This is a genomic window from Paraburkholderia sp. SUR17 (genome assembly GCF_029536165.1).
GTDB lineage: Bacteria > Pseudomonadota > Gammaproteobacteria > Burkholderiales > Burkholderiaceae > Paraburkholderia > Paraburkholderia kururiensis.
The window spans coordinates 1,167,461-1,185,020 of sequence record NZ_CP120508.1; the positions used below are offsets into that span (position 1 = coordinate 1,167,461).

The 17,560-nt window shown below is 67.1% G+C and carries 15 protein-coding genes; 10 read left to right on the plus strand and 5 right to left on the minus strand.

All coding sequences use genetic code 11. The annotated features are described in order from the left end of the window. Positions 1-35 precede the first annotated feature (35 nt). From P2869_RS05225 to P2869_RS05260, 8 genes are all read left to right on the plus strand, one after another. Positions 36-566: an NUDIX domain-containing protein gene (locus tag P2869_RS05225; protein ID WP_017777711.1), complete on the plus strand. Its 531-nt coding sequence runs from the start codon at positions 36-38 to the stop codon at positions 564-566. Between the two features lie 194 nt (positions 567-760). Continuing rightward, entirely contained in the window at positions 761-1,909 is a 1,149-nt protein-coding gene (locus P2869_RS05230; RefSeq protein ID WP_277597654.1) for an iron-containing alcohol dehydrogenase, read from the plus strand. 23 nt (positions 1,910-1,932) lie between these two features. Continuing rightward, positions 1,933-2,424 (plus strand): thioesterase family protein, encoded by a 492-nt coding sequence (locus tag P2869_RS05235; protein ID WP_277597655.1) that lies wholly within the window; start codon positions 1,933-1,935, stop codon positions 2,422-2,424. Between the two features lie 3 nt (positions 2,425-2,427). After that, the gene (locus P2869_RS05240) at positions 2,428-3,393 is read left to right on the plus strand and encodes a branched-chain amino acid ABC transporter permease (protein ID WP_277597656.1); all 966 of its coding nucleotides are present in this window, start codon (positions 2,428-2,430) and stop codon (positions 3,391-3,393) included. Further along, positions 3,386-4,723 carry a branched-chain amino acid ABC transporter permease gene (locus P2869_RS05245; RefSeq protein ID WP_277597657.1) on the plus strand — a complete coding sequence of 446 codons (1,338 nt, stop codon included), beginning with the start codon at positions 3,386-3,388 and terminating at the stop codon, positions 4,721-4,723. Before P2869_RS05240 ends, P2869_RS05245 begins: the two co-directional genes overlap by 8 nt. After that, positions 4,720-5,469 carry an ABC transporter ATP-binding protein gene (locus P2869_RS05250; protein ID WP_017777716.1) on the plus strand — a complete coding sequence of 250 codons (750 nt, stop codon included), beginning with the start codon at positions 4,720-4,722 and terminating at the stop codon, positions 5,467-5,469. The genes P2869_RS05245 and P2869_RS05250 overlap by 4 nt, the downstream gene beginning before the upstream one ends. Next, positions 5,469-6,212: an ABC transporter ATP-binding protein gene (locus P2869_RS05255; RefSeq protein ID WP_277597658.1), complete on the plus strand. Its 744-nt coding sequence runs from the start codon at positions 5,469-5,471 to the stop codon at positions 6,210-6,212. Before P2869_RS05250 ends, P2869_RS05255 begins: the two co-directional genes overlap by 1 nt. Before the next feature lie 427 nt (positions 6,213-6,639). Further along, positions 6,640-8,991: a hypothetical protein gene (locus P2869_RS05260; RefSeq protein WP_277597659.1), complete on the plus strand. Its 2,352-nt coding sequence runs from the start codon at positions 6,640-6,642 to the stop codon at positions 8,989-8,991. Between the two features lie 124 nt (positions 8,992-9,115). Here P2869_RS05260 and P2869_RS05265 read toward each other — a convergent pair whose 3' ends face one another. Continuing rightward, positions 9,116-10,375 (minus strand): MFS transporter, encoded by a 1,260-nt coding sequence (locus P2869_RS05265; RefSeq protein WP_017777721.1) that lies wholly within the window; start codon positions 10,373-10,375, stop codon positions 9,116-9,118. Between the two features lie 274 nt (positions 10,376-10,649). Here P2869_RS05265 and P2869_RS05270 point away from each other — a divergent pair, with 274 nt between their 5' ends. Both P2869_RS05270 and P2869_RS05275 read left to right on the plus strand, forming a co-directional pair. Next, the gene (locus P2869_RS05270; RefSeq protein ID WP_277597660.1) at positions 10,650-11,879 is read left to right on the plus strand and encodes an acyltransferase; all 1,230 of its coding nucleotides are present in this window, start codon (positions 10,650-10,652) and stop codon (positions 11,877-11,879) included. Between the two features lie 320 nt (positions 11,880-12,199). Then, complete coding sequence (locus P2869_RS05275) at positions 12,200-13,879, plus strand: methyl-accepting chemotaxis protein (RefSeq protein ID WP_277597661.1); 1,680 nt, start codon at positions 12,200-12,202, stop codon at positions 13,877-13,879. Positions 13,880-13,970: 91 nt separating this feature from the next. On the opposite strand, the gene P2869_RS05280 is transcribed toward P2869_RS05275, so the two are convergent. From P2869_RS05280 to iolE, 4 genes are all read right to left on the minus strand, one after another. Further along, positions 13,971-15,302 carry a type II toxin-antitoxin system HipA family toxin gene (locus tag P2869_RS05280; protein WP_277597662.1) on the minus strand — a complete coding sequence of 444 codons (1,332 nt, stop codon included), beginning with the start codon at positions 15,300-15,302 and terminating at the stop codon, positions 13,971-13,973. After that, positions 15,299-15,622: a helix-turn-helix transcriptional regulator gene (locus P2869_RS05285; RefSeq protein WP_126878889.1), complete on the minus strand. Its 324-nt coding sequence runs from the start codon at positions 15,620-15,622 to the stop codon at positions 15,299-15,301. Before P2869_RS05285 ends, P2869_RS05280 begins: the two co-directional genes overlap by 4 nt. 196 nt (positions 15,623-15,818) lie before the next feature. After that, entirely contained in the window at positions 15,819-16,628 is an 810-nt protein-coding gene (gene iolB / locus P2869_RS05290; protein WP_277597663.1) for a 5-deoxy-glucuronate isomerase, read from the minus strand. Beyond that, the gene (gene iolE, locus P2869_RS05295; RefSeq protein WP_277597664.1) at positions 16,625-17,539 is read right to left on the minus strand and encodes a myo-inosose-2 dehydratase; all 915 of its coding nucleotides are present in this window, start codon (positions 17,537-17,539) and stop codon (positions 16,625-16,627) included. Before iolE ends, iolB begins: the two co-directional genes overlap by 4 nt. Between the last annotated feature and the right edge of the window lie 21 nt (positions 17,540-17,560).

Sequence of the window (17,560 nt, forward strand, 5' to 3'; positions counted from 1 at the left end):
GACGCTTTCCATCGCACCCTGCGTCCTCCCGCCCCATGACCGACTACCGCTTCTGCCCCCGCTGCGCCACGCCGCTCGTCGAGCGAACCGATCCGGAACACGAGGGCGGCCGTGTGCGCCAGACCTGTCCGGACGAGGCCTGCGGCTATGTGCACTGGAACAATCCGTTGCCCGTGGTCGCGGCGATCGTCGAGTACGAAGGGCGGGTGCTGCTGGCACGCAATGCCGCGTGGCCCGAGGGCACGTTTGCGCTCATCACGGGCTTTCTCGAAAACGGCGAAACGCCGGAAGAGGGCATTGCCCGCGAGGTGCGCGAAGAGACGGCGCTGCATGCGCAGAGCGTGGAGCTGGTGGGCGTCTACGAGTTCATCCGCAAGAACGAACTCATCATCGCGTATCACGTGAAGGCGCATGGCACCATCGCGCTGTCGCCGGAGTTACTGGAGTATCGGCTCGTGGAGCCCGCCAAGCTGCGGCCGTGGCTGGCGGGTACCGGCCAGGCGCTCGCCGAGTGGATGCGGCGCCGGGGTCTGCCGTTCGAATTCGTCGAGCGGCCGGGACAATGACGGCGGCATCCGCGCGTAGCGACGTATCAGCACTCCATCACAGCAGAGCAGTAGCGGCACATTCCTGTCGATAACGATGAAGCGGCACCCCTCAGTTGCCGCAGCGGTCCGTAAGACAAAAGCGCCCGCGCGCGGCAGGTGACCCAACCGGGCCGAACCAGACTAAACCGGGCGACCCAACCAGGAGACGTGGCATGGCGTACATCTACTACCTGACTCACATCCATCTCGGCTACGACGCGCTCGACCAGCTCGCGTCCGAATGCGCGCGCGCCGGCATCACGCGGCCGCTTATCGTGACGGACAAAGGCGTCGTGGCGGCGGGTCTTGCCCAGCGCGCGGCGGACGCGCTTGGTCGCGGCACGCTGCCGGTGTTCGACGACACGCCCTCGAACCCCACGGAGGCCATGGTGCGGGCCGCCGCAGCACGTTATCGCGAGGAGGGCTGCGACGGGCTCGTGGCAGTGGGCGGCGGTTCGTCGATCGATCTGGCCAAGGGCGTGGCCATTGCGGCGACCCATCCGGGGCCGCTCGCCACCTATGCCACCATCGAAGGCGGCAGCAACCGCATCACGAGCGCGGCCGCGCCGCTCATCGCCGTGCCCACCACCGCCGGCACGGGCAGCGAAGTAGCGCGCGGCGCCATCATCATCCTCGACGACGGACGCAAGCTCGGCTTCCATTCGTGGCATCTGCTGCCGAAAGCCGCGATCTGCGACCCCGGCCTCACGCTCGGCCTGCCGCCCATGCTCACCGCGGCGACGGGCATGGACGCCATCGCCCATTGCATCGAGACGTTCCTCGCGCCCGCCTTCAACCCGCCCGCCGACGGCATCGCGCTCGACGGGCTCGAACGCGCGTGGGCGAACATCGAGCGCGCCACCCGCGACGGCAGCGACCGCGACGCGCGTCTCAACATGATGAGCGCTTCGATGCAGGGCGCGATGGCGTTCCAGAAGGGGCTCGGCTGCGTGCATTCGCTGTCGCATCCGCTCGGCGGCGTGAAGGTGGGCGGACGCACGTCGCTGCATCACGGCACGCTCAACGCCGTTGTGCTGCCCGCCGTGCTGCGCTTCAACGCGAGCGCCGAAAGCGTGGTGGCCAACCGGCGCTACGAACGCATGCGCCGCGTGATGGGGCTCGCGCCCCATGCCGATCTGGCCGACGCGCTGCACGACATGACCGCGCGGCTCGGCCTGCCCACCGGGCTCGCGCAGATGGGCGTGGATGCGAGCGTGTTCGACCACGTGATCGAAGGCGCGCTTGCCGACCATTGCCACAAGACCAATCCGCGCGAAGCCAGCGCGGACGACTACCGTCGCATGCTGCACGAGTCGCTCTAACCCACGAAGGGACGCAAACCACCATGAGGCCCACCGCGATCGTTCGCAGCGCCTACCGCCACTTCCTGCCCATCACCACGCGCTGGATGGACAACGACGTCTACGGCCACGTGAACAACGTCGTCTACTACAGCTATTTCGACACGGTGGTGAACGAGTACCTGATCCGCGCGGGCGCGCTCGACGTGGAGCACGGCGCGACCATCGGCCTCGTGGTGGAGACGCAGTGCAACTACTTCTCGCCGCTCGTGTTTCCGGAGCGCGTGGATGCCGGTCTGCGCGTGGCGCGGCTGGGGTCGTCGAGCGTGCGTTACGAGGTGGGGCTCTTTCGCGAGGGCGAGTCGCAGCCCGCGGCGCAGGGGCATTTCGTGCACGTCTACGTGGAGCGCGCCACGCGCCGGCCGGTGTCGATGCTGCCCGACGCGTTGCGCGCAGCACTCGCGCCGCTCGTCGTGGCGCCTCATGAGGCCGTTGCTTCCGGTCAGCACAAGAACCAGGACCAGGCGGCGGATTAACTCGTGCAGACGTTGGCAATCGAGACGCTGAACGGCCTCAGCTACGGCCTCTTGCTGTTCATGCTCAGCGCCGGACTCACGCTGATTTTCAGCATGCTCGGCGTGCTCAACTTCGCGCACGCGAGCTTCTACATGCTGGGCGCGTACGTGGGTTTTTCGCTGGCGGCGCGCATGGGCTTCGGCTGGGCGCTCGTGCTCGCGCCGCTTGCCGTGGGCGCCACGGGCGCGGCGCTCGAACACTGGCTATTGCGGCGCGTGCGGCCTGGCGGCGCGTTGAACGAGTTGCTGCTCACCTTCGGCGCGGCCTACGTGATCGGTGAACTCGTCAAGCTCGTGTGGGGGCTCGAGCCGCTGAGCGCGACGGTGCCGGCCGTGCTCGACGGTCCGCTCTTCACGCTCGACGGCCTCGCCTTTGCGCGCTACCGCGCTTTCATGATGGCCGTGGCGCTCGCCATGCTCGCGCTGCTCGCCGCGGTGCTGCGCGTGTCGAAGACGGGGCTCGTCGTGCGTGCGGCGCTCACGCATGCGCAGATGGTGGAGGCGCTCGGTCATGACGTGCCGCGCGTCTTCACCTGGGTGTTCGGCGTGGGCACCGGGCTCGCGGCACTGGCCGGCGTGGTGGGCGCGCCGCTCTTCGTGATCGAGCCGGCGATGGCGGAGTCCGTCGGCTCCATCGTGTTCGTCGTGGTGGTGGCGGGCGGCCTGGGTTCGCTTTCGGGGGCGCTCGCGGCCTCGCTCGCGGTGGGCTGCATTCAGACGTTCGCGGCGGCGAGCAACGTGTCGTTCGGCGATCTGGCTGAACGCCTCGATCACCTGAGCCACCTCGGGCATCTCGCCGATGCGCTGCCGCCTGCATGGAGCGCGCTTACCGTCGCGCAGATCGCGCCGCTGTTGCCTTATGTGCTGCTCGTGGCGATGCTCGCGCTGCGCCCTCGCGGACTCTTCGGCCAGCGTGGCGACGATGCGTAGGTGCCACGGGCCTTCGCGCCCGCGCCTGTTCCAGCGTGCCGCGCCCTGGTGCGCGTTGATCGCGTTGCTCGCCGGGCCGCCGTTCGTGTCGGCGCTGTCGTCGCCATCACACCTCGTGCCAGCGGGATGGCTGCTCTCGTATCTCGCGCAGACGGCCACGCTGATCGTGCTCGCGCTCTCGTACAACCTGCTGCTCGGCGAGACCGGGCTGCTCTCGTTCGGCCATGCCGCCTGCTCGGGGCTCGGCGCGCTGACAGCCGCGCACGTGTTCAACCGGTTCGGCATCGCGTTGCCGCTGCTGCCCGCAGTGGGCGGCGTGGGCGGCGCATTGGTAGGCGTGCTGTTCGGCGCCGTGGCCACGCGCCGCGCGGGCACGGCGTTCGCCATGATCACACTCGGGCTCGGCGAACTCGTTGCGGCGGCGGCCTGGACTTTGCCTCACTGGTTCGGCGGAGAAGCAGGCGTCACTATCGACCGTACCAGCGGCCCGGCGTGGGGCGGCTGGACCTTCGGCCCGGCGCATCAGGCGTACGCGTTGATCGCTGTGTGGTGCGTGCTGGCCAGCGCGGCGATGTTCGTGCTCTCGCGCACGCCGCTCGTGCGGCTCGCCAACGCCGTGCGCGACAACCCGGTGCGTGCCGCCGCGATCGGTTGTGCACCGGCGCGCATCCGTTACGCGATGATCGTGCTCTCGTCGTTCTTCGCGGGCGTGGCGGGCACGCTCGCGCTCGTGAACGTGGAACTCGTGTCGCCCGAGAGCGTCGGCATGCTGCCCTCGGCCGCCGTGCTGATCGCAACGGTCACGGGCGGCCCGGCGTGGTTCTTCGGACCGGCGGTCGGTGCTGTCGCGCTGGTGTTTTTCAGCGTCGCGGTGGCGAGCGTCACGCGCGCGTGGCTGCTCTACGTAGGGCTGTTCTTCGTGGTCGTGATGGTGGCGTCGCCGGGCGGCCTCGCGGGTTTCGTCGAGCGGCAGCGGCGCCTCGTGGCGCAATACGGATGGCGGCGTTGCGCGCGCCTCTACGCGTGGAGCACGGGCGGCGCGAGCGCGTGGGGCGTGGCACTGGTGCTCGCGGTGCAGTGGGCGTACGCCGCGCGTTTCGGCGACATCTCCGGTGGTAGCGCCGATGCTGCGCTGCCGTTCGTCGGCGCTGTGCCGCACGATGCGGCGGGCGTGTCGGGGCTCGCGGTTTGTCTCGCGGCGCTCGCGATGGCAGGCGGCGTGTGTGCGTGGCGCGCCGCACGTGCGTGGTCGAAGCTCACGGCGGGTAACGACAGCGACCTGGCAGGCCCAGGCACCCGCGCAGACCCGCGCACCGGAGACGAATCATGACCGCCGCGCTCGTCCTGCGCGGCCTCGAGAAGCGCTTCGGCGATGTCGAAGTGCTGCGCGGCGTCGATCTCGTCGTGCAAGCCGGCGAGCGCCACGCGCTGATTGGCCCGAACGGCGCGGGCAAGTCGACGCTCTTCAACGTGATCACGGGCGCCGCGCGAGCGAACGCAGGCCGTATCGAGTTGAACAGCGTGGACATCACGAGACTCACGCCCGCGCGCGTGAATCATCTTGGCCTTGCCCGCAGTTTCCAGACCACGAGCGTGTTCGGGCGGCTCTCCGTGTACGACAACCTGCGTTGTGCCGTGCTCGCCGCGCGGCGCGGCGGCGTGCGCTGGTGGCATCGATGGGCAGGCTCCGCAGTCATCGACACGCGGGCCGACGACGTGCTTCACGCCATCGGCCTTGCCGCACAGCGCGACGTGAGTGCTGCGCGACTGGGCTACGCGCAGCAGCGCGCGCTCGATCTGGGCCTCGCGCTCGCAAGCGACGCCCACACGCTGTTGCTTGACGAGCCGACGGCCGGCATGAACCGCGCCGAAGCCGCGCACGCCATCGATCTGATCCGCGCGACGACGGCCGGCAAGACACTGCTCATGATCGAGCACGACATGGACGCGGTGTTCGGACTCGCGGATCGCATCTCGGTGCTCGTGCAGGGCAGGGTTATCGCGACGGGCACGCCCGCAGAGATTCGCGCGCACGCGGCGGTACGCGCCGCGTACCTGGGCGAGGCGTTCGCGTGATGGGCGCGCTGCTCGAGATTCGCGGACTGCATGCGTGGTACGGCGCAAGCCAGGTGCTGCACGGCGTCGATCTGCGTGTGGATGCAGGCGAAGTACTCGCGCTCGCGGGACGCAACGGCTCGGGTCGCTCGACACTCGCGAAGGCCGTGATGGGGATGGTGCGCACGCAAGGGCATGTGCGGTTCGCAGGTCAGATGCTCGCGGGACGGCGCACGTTCGAGATCGCGCGGCTCGGCATCGGTTACGTGCCCGAGCACCGCGACGTGTTTCCCACGCTCACGGTGCGCGAAAACCTCGCGCTCGGTTTCGCGCCGCGTGGCGCTTTGCGGCGCGTGTCGCGCGTGTCGCGCTTATCGCGCGCCCCGCGCTTCACGCTAGACGATGCCTACGCGCTCTTTCCGATTTTGCGCGAGCGTGCCACGGCGCGTGCAGGCGTGCTCTCGGGCGGCGAGCAGCAGATGCTCGCGCTGGCTCGCGCACTGCTTGGCGATCCTGATCTTCTGATCGTCGATGAACCCACCGAAGGGCTGGCGGCCCAGATGAGCGCACTCGTAGGCGATTGCCTGAGCACGTTGCGCGAACGCGGCGTCGCGGTGCTGCTGATCGAACAGCGGCTCGTGCTCGCGCGCCGGCTTGCGGACCGCGTTGCGGTGATGGGACACGGCGCCATCGTGTTCGACGGATCGCTCGACGCGTTCGCCAAACGCGACGACGTGGTGCGCGATTGGCTCGGCGTGGGCTGAGCGAGCGGCAAGCCTGCACGCCTGCCGTGCGTGCCGGGTTCGCGCCTGGTACGTGGCGACATTGCAGCGCAACACGAAAACCCCGCCCTTTATCGATTCGAACGCTCAAAACAGGCGTTTGAATGTCACCCGCGCGCCTCGCGAAAAGCCCCTGCGGACGCGGTTTCACGGCGCTTCTGCGACCGTCGCCGTCCGCGCCCGCGTTTGGTGACTCTCCTCGACGAATCTTGTCGGCAGCGCGGCGACAAAAAAAGACAATCGCTTGCAAAGACCCTGTTCCGGCACATCGCTCAGATCGCGCAGATGACGGTACCGGACAACGAGGGCACGCAGGACGACGGCGCCGCGCATTCCACGAAGCGGGTACGAAGCGGGTATGACCCGATACGAAGCCGCTGCGCCGTTCCCCAGGGAGGAGGCGACAACCATGCAAGACATAACCGGTTCGGCCGCTGTTCAGCACGAAGCGCGCGCGAAAGCGCAGTCCGGACAAACTCAACCACGCAGCCAGCGCGCATTGCGCGGCACACGCGCTTTCACGTCCGTGGCGGCGTGTGCTGCTGCGCTCCTCGCCATTACGACGCTCCTCGCCGGGTGCGCCGACGCGGGTTCGGCCGAGCGTCCAAAGCTCGAAGTGGCAAAGGCGCGCGAGCTAGGCGAGGATCAGCGTGTTCTTGCGCGCGTGCCGTCGGTCGGGCCCCTGGCACTGCAGCGCACGCGCGCACTCACGCTGCGCGACTCGGGCATCGACGGCTCGCTGATGTTCGCGCGCGACGTGGACTTTCGCGTCACAGGCGACATCGGCTTCATGATCCACGACATGAGCGCCACGCTCACGCCGGTCAAGCGCGGGGAACCCGTCGTGTTCGACGACCCGACGAGCGTCGTGATCAGCGTCCATCGCGGCGACGTCACGCTCAATGCGGACCGCCTCACCGGGATCTTCAACCGCTATCTGTTCCAGTACCAGGGCTCGCCCTTGCGCAACATGCGCGTAGTGCCGCAGCAGGGCACGCTGCGCATCACGGGGCAGATGTGGCGCGACGGCTGGGTGCCGATCGCGCTCACGGGCACGCTCGCCATGCGCAATGCGGACGAACTCGTATTCCATGCCCAGCACGTCGAGGTGGCGGGCGCGAGTGCCGATCATCTCATGCAGGCCGCCCACGTGAAGATGGCCGACCTGCTCAAGGTTCAGACGCCGATTGCACGCCTCGAAGGCGACGACGTCGTGATGCAGGTCGCGAAGCTCACGCCGCCGCCCGCGCTGCGCATGACCATCACGCAGATCGACGTGACGCCCGAGGGCGTGCGCTTCACGCTCGACGACCATACGCTGAACAACATCGTGTGCCCCGAGTCGATGCCGGCGCGCGGCCTGCGTATCGTGGGTGGCGACGTGAAGTTCATGCGCTCGATGCCGATGAACATCGACATGGCTATCGAGCCCGTGAACCGCGCTGCGCCGTTCGTGCTGGACCTGTACCACTATCGCGAGCAACTCGCCGCGGGCTGGCTCACGTTTAGCGAGGGGGGCGCGTTAAACGTGCGGCTCGCATCGTGGCCGGTCACGAGCGCGGCCGCGCAGGCAACACAGTCTGCGCCGATACAGACGGGCAGCGCCGCTGCGCGCTACAACGACAGCTTCATCCGCATGCAGCAGGCGTCGCTCGCCGAAGCACGCGCGCAATGGCGCTTCGTGCCGGCATCGTTGCGGGACGCGAATACGCAGGTGGCGTCGGCGGCGTCGGGTGTGTCTACCGTGTCCATGTCTTCGGACGCCGTGCCCGCGACCCCGCCGGCATCGCCGCCCACGGCGCAATCGGCACAATCGGCACAATCGGCACAATCGGCGGACGACGAACGCCGCTCGTCGGGGCCGGCGCCGTTCATCCATGCGCAGAACGTCGACTTCTACGTGACGGGGCGCATCGGCTTTCACGTGCGCGCGCTCGACGCGCAACTCGTGGCGAAGCAGCCCGGCCAGCCCGTGAATCTGGACGACCCGACGCAATACGAGATCCGCATTCTGGGCGGCGAAGTGGTGGAGCCTTGGTCTGCGATGTCGGCGCTCTTCAACGACTATCTGCTCGACTACACGCCGCGCTCGCTCAACGACCTGGCGCTCGTGCCGGAAGGCGACGCGTTACGCGTGACGGGCGGCATCAAGCTCTGGAATCACTTTCCAGGCGTGTGGCTGCCCACGACGATGAGCGGCACGATTCGCGTGCTCGACGAGCGTCATCTCGCTTACGCGCCGCAGAGCGTGACGGTGCTAGGCGTGCCGCAGGCGGGCTTGCTGCGCGCGCTCGACATTCCGCTCTCGTCGCTCACGCCGTTCACACGCAAGGGCGTGGCGCTGCGCGGCAACGAACTCGTATTCGATCAGTACACCGTGTTTCCGCCGCCGGTGTTGCGCGGCCATCTGGAGAGCGCGACGGTGACGCAGGCGGGCCTCGTGCTCAAGTTTCGCGCCGAGCCGCATGCGCCCGCGATCCACGCGCCGGCGTCGGCGGGGGCGAGCTACGTCTGGATAGAAGCGGGGGACGTGAAGATGTTCGATTCGCTCGTGGTGAATGGACGCACGCTGATTCACGATTCGCACGCGAGCGGCCCGCTGCATTTCGACATGTACGCGTACCGGCGCGACGTGGCGAAGGGCACCGTGAAAATGGCGCTGGACGGCAGCCTCGACGTGGACCTCAATCCGCGCGGTGCGGCACAAATGGCCGTACAACGGTCGACGACGCCATCGGCCTCGCTCGCTTCGGACAAGTGAGGCGGGTCAGGAGGCGAATGAAGCAGGCTTGAAGCAGGCTTGAACCCGCCGAAGCCGCGCTGAACGCGCCGCGCGCGATGGTGGTGCGACCCAGCACACCGCGCGCGGCGCCATTCATCATTCATTACGCCGCAGCCTTCTTCGCCTCCACGTTGGGCAGGAACACTGTCAGCACGCCGAGCAGCGGCAGGAACGAACACACCTTGTAGACGTAGGCGATGCTCGTGGCGTCCGCGAGCTGGCCGAGCACGGCGGCGCCGATGCCGCCCAGCCCGAATGCGAAGCCGAAGAAGAGGCCGGCCACCATCCCCACCTTGCCGGGGATGAGTTCCTGCGCGTAGACGAGAATCGCCGAGAACGCCGAGGCGAGCACCACGCCGATCACGACCGTGAGCACGCCGGTCCAGAACAGGTTCGCGTAGGGCAGCAGCAGCGTGAACGGCGCCACGCCGAGTATCGACACCCAGATCACGTATTTGCGCCCGATGCGATCGCCCACCGGCCCGCCGATGATCGTGCCCGCCGCCACGGCCGCGAGAAACACGAACAGATGCACCTGCGCGGCCTGCACGGGCAGATGGAAGCGGTCGATCAGATAGAACGTGAAGTAGCTGTTGATGCTCGCAAGGTAGAAGTACTTCGAGAACACGAGCAGCACCAGCACGCCCATTGCTGCCGCCACCCGTGCGCGCGAGAGCGTGGCGTGGGGCCGTTCGGCACGCGTCTTCTTCGTGGCCGGATGCTGGCGGTACCAGCGGCCGATCTGCGTGAGCACGGCAATCGCGACGAGCGCCGCCACCGAAAACCACGCGATGCTGCGCTGCCCATGTGGAATCACGACGGCCGCCGCGAGCAGCGGTCCGAGCGACGTGCCCGCGTTCCCGCCCACCTGAAACAGCGACTGCGCGAGCCCGTGCCGTCCGCCCGAAGCCATACGTGCCACGCGCGACGACTCGGGGTGAAACACCGAGGAGCCGCAGCCCACGAGCGCTGCGGCCATGAGCAGCACGCCGAAATTCGGCGCCACCGACATCAGCAGCAGCCCGCTCAGCGTGAAGCCCATGCCGATGGGCAGCGACCACGGCTGCGGACGCCGGTCGGTATAGATGCCGACGAGCGGCTGCAGCATCGACGCCGTGATCTGATAGGTCAGCGTGATCAGGCCGATCTGCGTGAACGAGAGCGCGAAATTCGCCTTCAGCATCGGATAGATCGCGAGAATCAACGACTGGATCATGTCGTTGAGCAAATGCGAAAAGCTGATTGCACCCAGCACGGAATAAACCGTGCGTTGGGCCTTCGCCGGCAGCGAGGCTTCTGTGGGTGAAGCCGTGGAAGCGATGGCGCCTGCCGCGGCGGCGCGTTTATCGAAACTCGTATCCATTTTTTATTGGCGGAAATGTCCACGCATCGCGGCGTCCGGTCGCCCAACGCGGGCGAAACGGATGTGGCGCCAAATTGCATGGGAATAAATAGATTTATTCGACTTGTTTTGACGCAGTGTAATGTGTCCTGCCCGCATTGTGCGGACAACCTTTGTCGCGATCAGGACATGGGTTGCGTGCTGCTTCGTCTCCTCGGCGCATGCGAATTTATTTCCGATTTTTTTCATGGCACGCAAGCGTAGGCTTTTCGCACTTTCCTGAAAGGGGCCTGTCATGGACGGACATTCGGCTGTGAGGTCGGCGGGTGCGCATGGCGAGGGCAGTGCACGCGCGGCCGCGTCCGGCAAATCGCTCAAGATCGACGCCATCCGTTTTCTCGCGGCCACGTGGGTCATGCTTTACCACTTCGGTCCGCCGCCTTTCAAAGAGATTTTCAAGGCCGTGCTTCCGCCTGCATTCGCGCCTGCATTCGCGCCCGTGGGCGGCGCGCTGTGGTCGGGTTCGGTCGTGCTGTTCGCCGGGCCTGCGGCCGTGATCGTGTTCTTCGTGATCTCGGGCTACTGCATTCACCACGCCTGGCATCGCGACGCGGTGCTCAAGCCCGTCAACTACTTTGCCTCGCGTTACGTGCGCATCGGTTTGCCGCTCGCGGTGGCCGTGCTCGTCTGCCAGCCGCTGCCGGGGGCGGGCAATCTGCTGCAGTCGGTGCTGTGGTCGCTCTATTGCGAAATCGTCTACTACACGCTCTATCCGCTGCTGCGCAGCTATTTCCGCTACGCGGGGGAGATGATCGTCGGCATCGCGCTCGCCGGAGCCGCGATGGTGTGGTACGTCCATACGCACACGCACATCGTGTGCGAGCACTGCGTCTACGAAACCTACGGCGTGGCCGGCACGTCGTTCCTGTATCTGCCTGGCTGGCTGCTGGGCTGCCTCGTCGCCGAGATCCAGCAGATGGGCGCTGCGGGCGAACGAGGGGGGGCGTCCCTGGGTTCGTCCATGCGTTCACCCATGTCGGCCTTTACCGCGAGGTTCGCCGCTACGCTGCGCGCCGTCGCGCAGGCGCTTTCGACGCAACTCGTCGCCACGCGCATCGCCGTGGTGGCCGCCGCGTCGCTGACCTTCGTGCTGGCGTCCACGTCGCGCATCAAGCCCGCGTTCCTGCCGTTCATCGGGCCCGACATCACGCTGCCCATCTTCCAGCTCGTTGCGACCGCATGGATTGCCGCCGAACTGGCGCGGCCCTCGCGCAGCCGTTTCTGGAGCCGCGTGGGTGCGCTCGGTGCGTGGTCTTACAGCCTCTATCTCTGCCACAAGCTCGCGCAGGCGATTCTCGGCGTCACGGGCAGTCCGCCCGGCGCCGTGGCCGCATGGTTCGCGACGGTGGTGATCGCGCTCGCCGTGAGCTACGCGTTCTACCTCGCGGTGGAGCGGCCCTCGCACCGGCTTGCGCATCGGCTACGCAAGTTTGCCCAGCGTGTGCCTACGCGGCCCGCGGTCTGATTGGCCGACGTGTGCGTGACAAGCACGTGAAACCCCCGGAAAACAAGTGTCCGGAGTCGTCAGGCAACTACGGTCCGCTACGTCGCATCCGCGCGACGAATCTGTGTGGCGAATGCAAACCCGGACCCGCTGCGCGTTTTTGGCCGTGTATAAAGCCGCACGGACGTGCGCCCACGAAGCGCGCGTCACGACGGGTTCGGGTTGACACGGACGGCGCAGTGCTAAAGAAAAGGATGCCGCTGCCGTAGACCCGGAGGATAAGCGCGCATGCGGGTGCGATCCGGCCCGCAGCGCGCGGCCAAAGTAGCGGGGAAGACACTATGAAAGCAGTTTCGGGGACCAGCGGGACCATCGGATTCGTACCACGGCACGAAGCGGCGGCACCCAGGTCGGGGCAGCCTGCGGGCACGGCCGGATCACGCCGCCTCGCGCGGCTTTCGGTGAAGGCGACGCTGCGTCTCGCCTTTGCCCTCCTGTTGATCGGCACGCTCGCCATCGGCATATTCGCGCTCACGCAGATCAGCCGCCTCAACGCATCGGCGCAATCCATCTACGACCAGGGCCACGTGGCGAGCCGCGCTGCGGAAGAAGTGCGCGGCTACATGTTGCGCGCCAGCCGCGCCCAGAAGATGCTGCTTACCGCGACCACCGCGAAGGAGCGCGACGAACTGGGCGCCGACATCGAAAGCGGTCTGGCCGCGCTCAACACCCAGCTCGCCACGCTGAAGCAATATTCCGATGCATCGCCTGACGCCAACGACGCCCAGCTGGAGCGCAAGTTCTCCGCTGCGGTGACCACGTGGAGCGGACACCTGCATGACTTCGTGACGCTCGTGAAGGCGCAGCCGCTCGACCTCTCGCAGATGAACTGGCAAGTGGGCACGCAGGACGTGTCGCTCCTCGTGGAAACGGGCAAGCTCGAAAAGCTCGTCGACGAACTCGTCGCGCAGCGCGGCACGGCGGCGAAGGCCACCATCAAGGCATCCGCGTTCATTTTCCATTCGTCGTTCGTCATGATCGCGGCGATGACTGTTGGGCTGATCGTGCTCGCGTTCCTCGTGAGCGAGTGGGTGGTGCGGCGGCTCGCGCGTCAGCTGGGCGGCGAGCCGGCCTACGCGAAAGAGATCGCGGCGCGCATTGCGGCGGGCGAGCTCGGTTATCCCGTGAAGGTGGAGCGGCGCGATTCGTCGAGCGTGCTGTTCGCGTTGCGCGACATGCAGAAGGGCCTCGCCTCCACGGTGAGCGAGATCGCGGCGAGCGCCGAGGCGATTGCCGCGGCGTCGAGCGAAATCTCGATGGGCAACCTGGATCTCTCGCAACGCACGGAGCAACAGGCCACGGCGCTGGAGCGCACGGCGACCAGCATGGAACAGCTCACCTCCACGGTGCGCCAGAACGCGGACAACGCGAAGCAGGCCAGCACGCTGGCGGCCAACGCGTCGGAGATCGCGGAGAAGGGCGGCGAAGTGGTGGGCCGCGTGGTCGCGACGATGGGCGAGATCAACGATAGCGCGAAGAGCATTGCCGACATCATCGGCGTGATCGAAGGCATCGCGTTCCAGACCAACATTCTGGCGCTCAACGCGGCGGTTGAAGCGGCGCGTGCGGGCGAGGAAGGACGCGGCTTTTCGGTGGTGGCGGGCGAAGTGCGCAACCTCGCGCAGCGCAGCGCGGCCGCGGCGAAGGAAATCAAGACGCTCATCAGCGCATCCGTGGATCGCGTGAGCAACGGCTCGGCGCTCGCGCAGGACGCGGGCCAGACCATGGACGAGGTCGTGAGAGCGGTCAAGCGCGTGACCGACATCATGGGCGAAATCTCCGCGGCCTCCGCGGAGCAGAGCGCCGGCATCGAGGAAGTGAACCACGCGGTCACGCAGATGGACGCGGGCACGCAGCAGAACGCGGCGCTCGTGGAAGAGGCCACGGCGGCGGCCCAGTCGCTCGACGATCAGGCGAAGTCGCTCAAGCGGATGGTGGGCAAGTTCCAGCTGGCGGGTTGAGGGCTGGATCGGGTGGCCGGTCCGGCATCGAGCGGCTGATCGCGGATTGATTGCGGATTGATTGCGGCCCCGTCGCGGACCTGTCGCGGACTTATCGCGATTTGTAGCTGAAAGGACCGTCGGCGTTGGCATAAGGATTCGCCTCCTTGCGTCGTGCCGTCGTGTCGGGCCGGGACATGCCCATCTGTGCGCGCAGCGGCGCCGGGGCGGTCTTGCCCGGCTTCGCGTTGGGCAAGATGTCCTCGAGCCCGGCGGCCCACGTGTCCAGCATGCCCTTCGCCACCTCGCGAAACGCGGGGTGGCTCTTCGCATAGGCCTCCACCCTGGGGGCCACCTTGTGCACGGCGCCCGTGATCCGCTCGCGCGCTTCGTCCATGTCGGCCCTGCTGAGCCCCAGCCTGGCGCCGCCGTACGTGGCGAGCATGCTGCCCGAGGCCCACACCCGTTTGCCCTGCAACGTGAGCGCAGGCAGCTGCGTGGCGTACCTCGGGTAGACGGTGCCGCTCAGCACGTCGTAGACGGGCGCAAGCCGAACGTCGTCGAGATTCGTGTAGACGAGCGCGAAATTCTTCAGGTGCGCATCCGCGTTGTGAATCGCGTAGTTCAGCAGGATCAGCGTGTAGAGGCGCCGGGCGTTGTCCTTGAGCGCAGCGCGCGGCACGTAGGTGTGCGTCAGCTTGGCGAGGTCCTCCAGCGACCCCTTGTACTTGTTGACGGCGTCGTTGGGTTTGAGGGCGCAGTAGTCCTCCACCGCGAGCATCCCGCCATCCGCGTTGCGGTCGAAGCGGCGCACGGCGAGCACCTGCCCGTCGTCGGACAGACGCGCCTCGGGTACCTCGAGACCCGCTTCGCGCGCCACGTCGAGGCACAGGTATTCGTTGATGGCGAGTCCCGGCAGGTCTTCGAATCCCGTCTTCAGGATGAACTCGTCGGTCCAGACCGTGGCCTTGCTGTCGAGGTGGTCGGGCCGAACGAGCGCCTTCGGCATGACCCCGGAGACGCCTTCCGCAACTCCGCCTTCGAGCAACTGCAAGAGGTTGTCGCGCGAGTCGGCCGACGCCAGCAGCGCCGCCATATCCGCCTTGCTGGCCGCCTGTTCCGGCGTGGCGCCGCGTGGAACCAGCCGGACGCGCCCGATCGTGTTCGCGCCGGTGAGCGCCAGCAGACCGAAATCGCTGACGTCGGCGTGCGGGCCGAGACGGCGGATCATCAGGTTCTTCTGGAAGCCTTCCGGCAAATTCATCTGGAAGAAGGGATGCAGCGTCTTCCAGCCGTACGACGCCGCACGCACGGGCATGAGCAGCGAGACGAGGCTTGCCGGCGGAACATCGGGCAGGTAGGTGAAGACGTACTGGCCGACCTCTTCGGTGAGCGTGCCCACGTGCCGGCTGTTCACATACACGTCGAGGGTCGCGTCGCTCACGGTTTGCCCTCCGTGGCTTTCGGGGGCCGCGCGGCGCGGGCACGCACGCGCTGGCGGGGCGGCGCATCGTAGGTCTCGGCCGCCTCCATCAGCACGTCGTCGAGCGTGCGCTGGTGGCCTGGCGGGCGGGCGATCAGTTCCAGTCCCACCGCGTCGAAGAGGCTCAGCAACTTGACGGCGCCAATTTCGGGCAGCGTTCCCGTCTCGAACATGCTGATGCGGCCGCGCGCCACGCCGCTCAGGTCGGCCACCTGTTGTTGCGTGAGGTTGGCGGCCATGCGCGCATGGCGGAAGGCTTCACCCAATTCAGCGAGGTTCATGTTCTGTATTCGGTACGTTAACGTCGAAATGCGAGTTAACGCATCGTATACGGAACATTACGTGGGTGCAAGTATTGTCCTGTATAGGGAACATTAGGCGGAAAAAACCGCTTAATGTCATTTCAGTGAGACATTAAGCTGCGTTGCCGCCGCTTCCCTGGTCCTCATCCGGGCGTCGGGCAGGCTTCTCGCGCGTTCAGCCGCCGCGCGCATCCCGCTCGATGATCCACTCGTGCGCGGGATCGTTCTTGAAGTGCCACACGCGCTGCGGGCCCGCCATCACGTTGAGGTAGTACGAGTCGTAGCCGTAGGGCACCACCACCGGGTGATAGCCGCGCGGCACCATCACGACGTCGTGATCCTCCACCGCCATGGATTCGTCGATGTCGCGCGAATCCGTGTACACGCGCTGGAAGGCGAAGCCTTGCGGCGGATTCAGGCGGTGGTAGTAAGTCTCTTCGAGCGAGCTTTCCACCGGGATGTCATCCGTGTCGTGCTTGTGCGGCGGGTAGCTCGACGCATGGCCCGAGGGCGTGCGCACTTCCACCACGAGCAGCGATTCGGCCGGCTCGGTTTGCGGGAGGATGTCGCAGACGTAACGCGTGTTGAGCCCCTTGCCGCGCGTCGAGCGTTTCATCTGCGCGGGCTCGATGAGCCGCGGCGGCAGGGTGCCCTTCGCGGGCGCGCTCGCCACGCCGATCTCGGCATTGCGCACGCCGCGCACCACGGCGCGCACGTTGGGCGGCAGGTACACGGCATAGGGCGACTTGTCCTCGAACACGCTGTCGCGCGAACCCAGGTTCAGCCACTTCGTGTCGCCGGCCTCGATGTCCACCACACCGCAGAGCACCACGATGCAGCTTTCCCGCGCGCTTTCGAACATGTGCACCACGTCGTTTTCGCCGAGCCGGTAGGCGGCGAAACCCACGTAGCGCCAGTCCGCCGATTCGGGTGTGACGCGCGCGATTGTCTGGCCTTCGCGCTCGGCCTTCACCAGCAGGGTCATGCGGCCTCCTTCGTTGCATCGAGCGGCGCGTCCACGAGCGTGCGCAGCGTGCGATAGCCTTTCTCCGCATAGGCGTACGAGGGCGCCACCACGGGATCCTGTTCCGCTTCCACCACGAGCCAGCCGCGATAACCGTGGCGCTTGAGCCGATCGATCACGCTCGCGAAATCGACGGCACCGTCGCCGGGCACGGTGAAGGCGCCGGCCAGCACGGCGTCGAGGAAGCTCCAGTTGCGGTTGCGCGCAAGTTTGACGACAGCGGGACGCACGTCCTTGCAGTGCACGTGACAGACGCGGTCGATGTATTTGTCCAGCACGGCAATGGGGTCGCCGCCCGCGAACGTGATGTGCCCCGTGTCGAACAGCAGGCCCACGGCGTCGCTCGTGCGCGCCATGAGGTTGTCGACGTCGGCGGGCGTTTCAACGTAAGCGCCCATGTGATGGTGATAAGCGACGCGCACGCCGTGCGAGAGCGTATAGCGCGCGAAGGCGTCGAGACGTTCCGCGTAGGCGTCCCACTGCGCCGCCGAGAAAAAGCGTGGCCGCTGATAGAGCGGCTTCGGCGCGCCCTGGATGGTGTCGGCCACTTCGCCGTACACCATCGCCGTGGCGCCGTTCTTCGCGAGCAGGTCCAGGTGCGGGCCCACCGCGGCGATTTCCTCTTCCACGCTGCGCCGCGCAAGCTGCCCCGAATACCAGCCCGAGACGAGCGCGAGGTCGTACTGCGCGAGCAGCGTCTTCAATGCCTGCGGTTCGCGCGGAAACTTGTTGCCGAGTTCGAACCCTTCGTAGCCGATGCGCCGCCCTTCGGTGAGGGCGACTTCGAGCGGCGTTTCGCCGCCGAGCGAGGGCAGGTCGTCGTTCATCCACGAGAGCGGATTGATGCCGATGCGCACTTCAAACGAATTCATGGAGCGTTCCTTTTCTCAATG

Excerpts from the sequence above, each read along its gene's own strand:
- P2869_RS05225 (WP_017777711.1), top strand. The coding sequence starts at position 36 with ATGACCGACTACCGCTTCTGCCCCCGCTGCGCCACGCCGCTCGTCGAG.
- P2869_RS05230 (WP_277597654.1), top strand. The coding sequence starts at position 761 with ATGGCGTACATCTACTACCTGACTCACATCCATCTCGGCTACGACGCG.
- P2869_RS05235 (WP_277597655.1), top strand. The coding sequence starts at position 1,933 with ATGAGGCCCACCGCGATCGTTCGCAGCGCCTACCGCCACTTCCTGCCC.
- P2869_RS05245 (WP_277597657.1), top strand. The coding sequence starts at position 3,386 with ATGCGTAGGTGCCACGGGCCTTCGCGCCCGCGCCTGTTCCAGCGTGCC.
- P2869_RS05250 (WP_017777716.1), top strand. The coding sequence starts at position 4,720 with ATGACCGCCGCGCTCGTCCTGCGCGGCCTCGAGAAGCGCTTCGGCGAT.
- P2869_RS05255 (WP_277597658.1), top strand. The coding sequence starts at position 5,469 with ATGGGCGCGCTGCTCGAGATTCGCGGACTGCATGCGTGGTACGGCGCA.
- P2869_RS05260 (WP_277597659.1), top strand. The coding sequence starts at position 6,640 with ATGCAAGACATAACCGGTTCGGCCGCTGTTCAGCACGAAGCGCGCGCG.
- P2869_RS05265 (WP_017777721.1), bottom strand. The coding sequence starts at position 10,375 with ATGGATACGAGTTTCGATAAACGCGCCGCCGCGGCAGGCGCCATCGCT.
- P2869_RS05270 (WP_277597660.1), top strand. The coding sequence starts at position 10,650 with ATGGACGGACATTCGGCTGTGAGGTCGGCGGGTGCGCATGGCGAGGGC.
- P2869_RS05275 (WP_277597661.1), top strand. The coding sequence starts at position 12,200 with ATGAAAGCAGTTTCGGGGACCAGCGGGACCATCGGATTCGTACCACGG.
- P2869_RS05285 (WP_126878889.1), bottom strand. The coding sequence starts at position 15,622 with ATGAACCTCGCTGAATTGGGTGAAGCCTTCCGCCATGCGCGCATGGCC.
- iolB (WP_277597663.1), bottom strand. The coding sequence starts at position 16,628 with ATGACCCTGCTGGTGAAGGCCGAGCGCGAAGGCCAGACAATCGCGCGC.
- iolE (WP_277597664.1), bottom strand. The coding sequence starts at position 17,539 with ATGAATTCGTTTGAAGTGCGCATCGGCATCAATCCGCTCTCGTGGATG.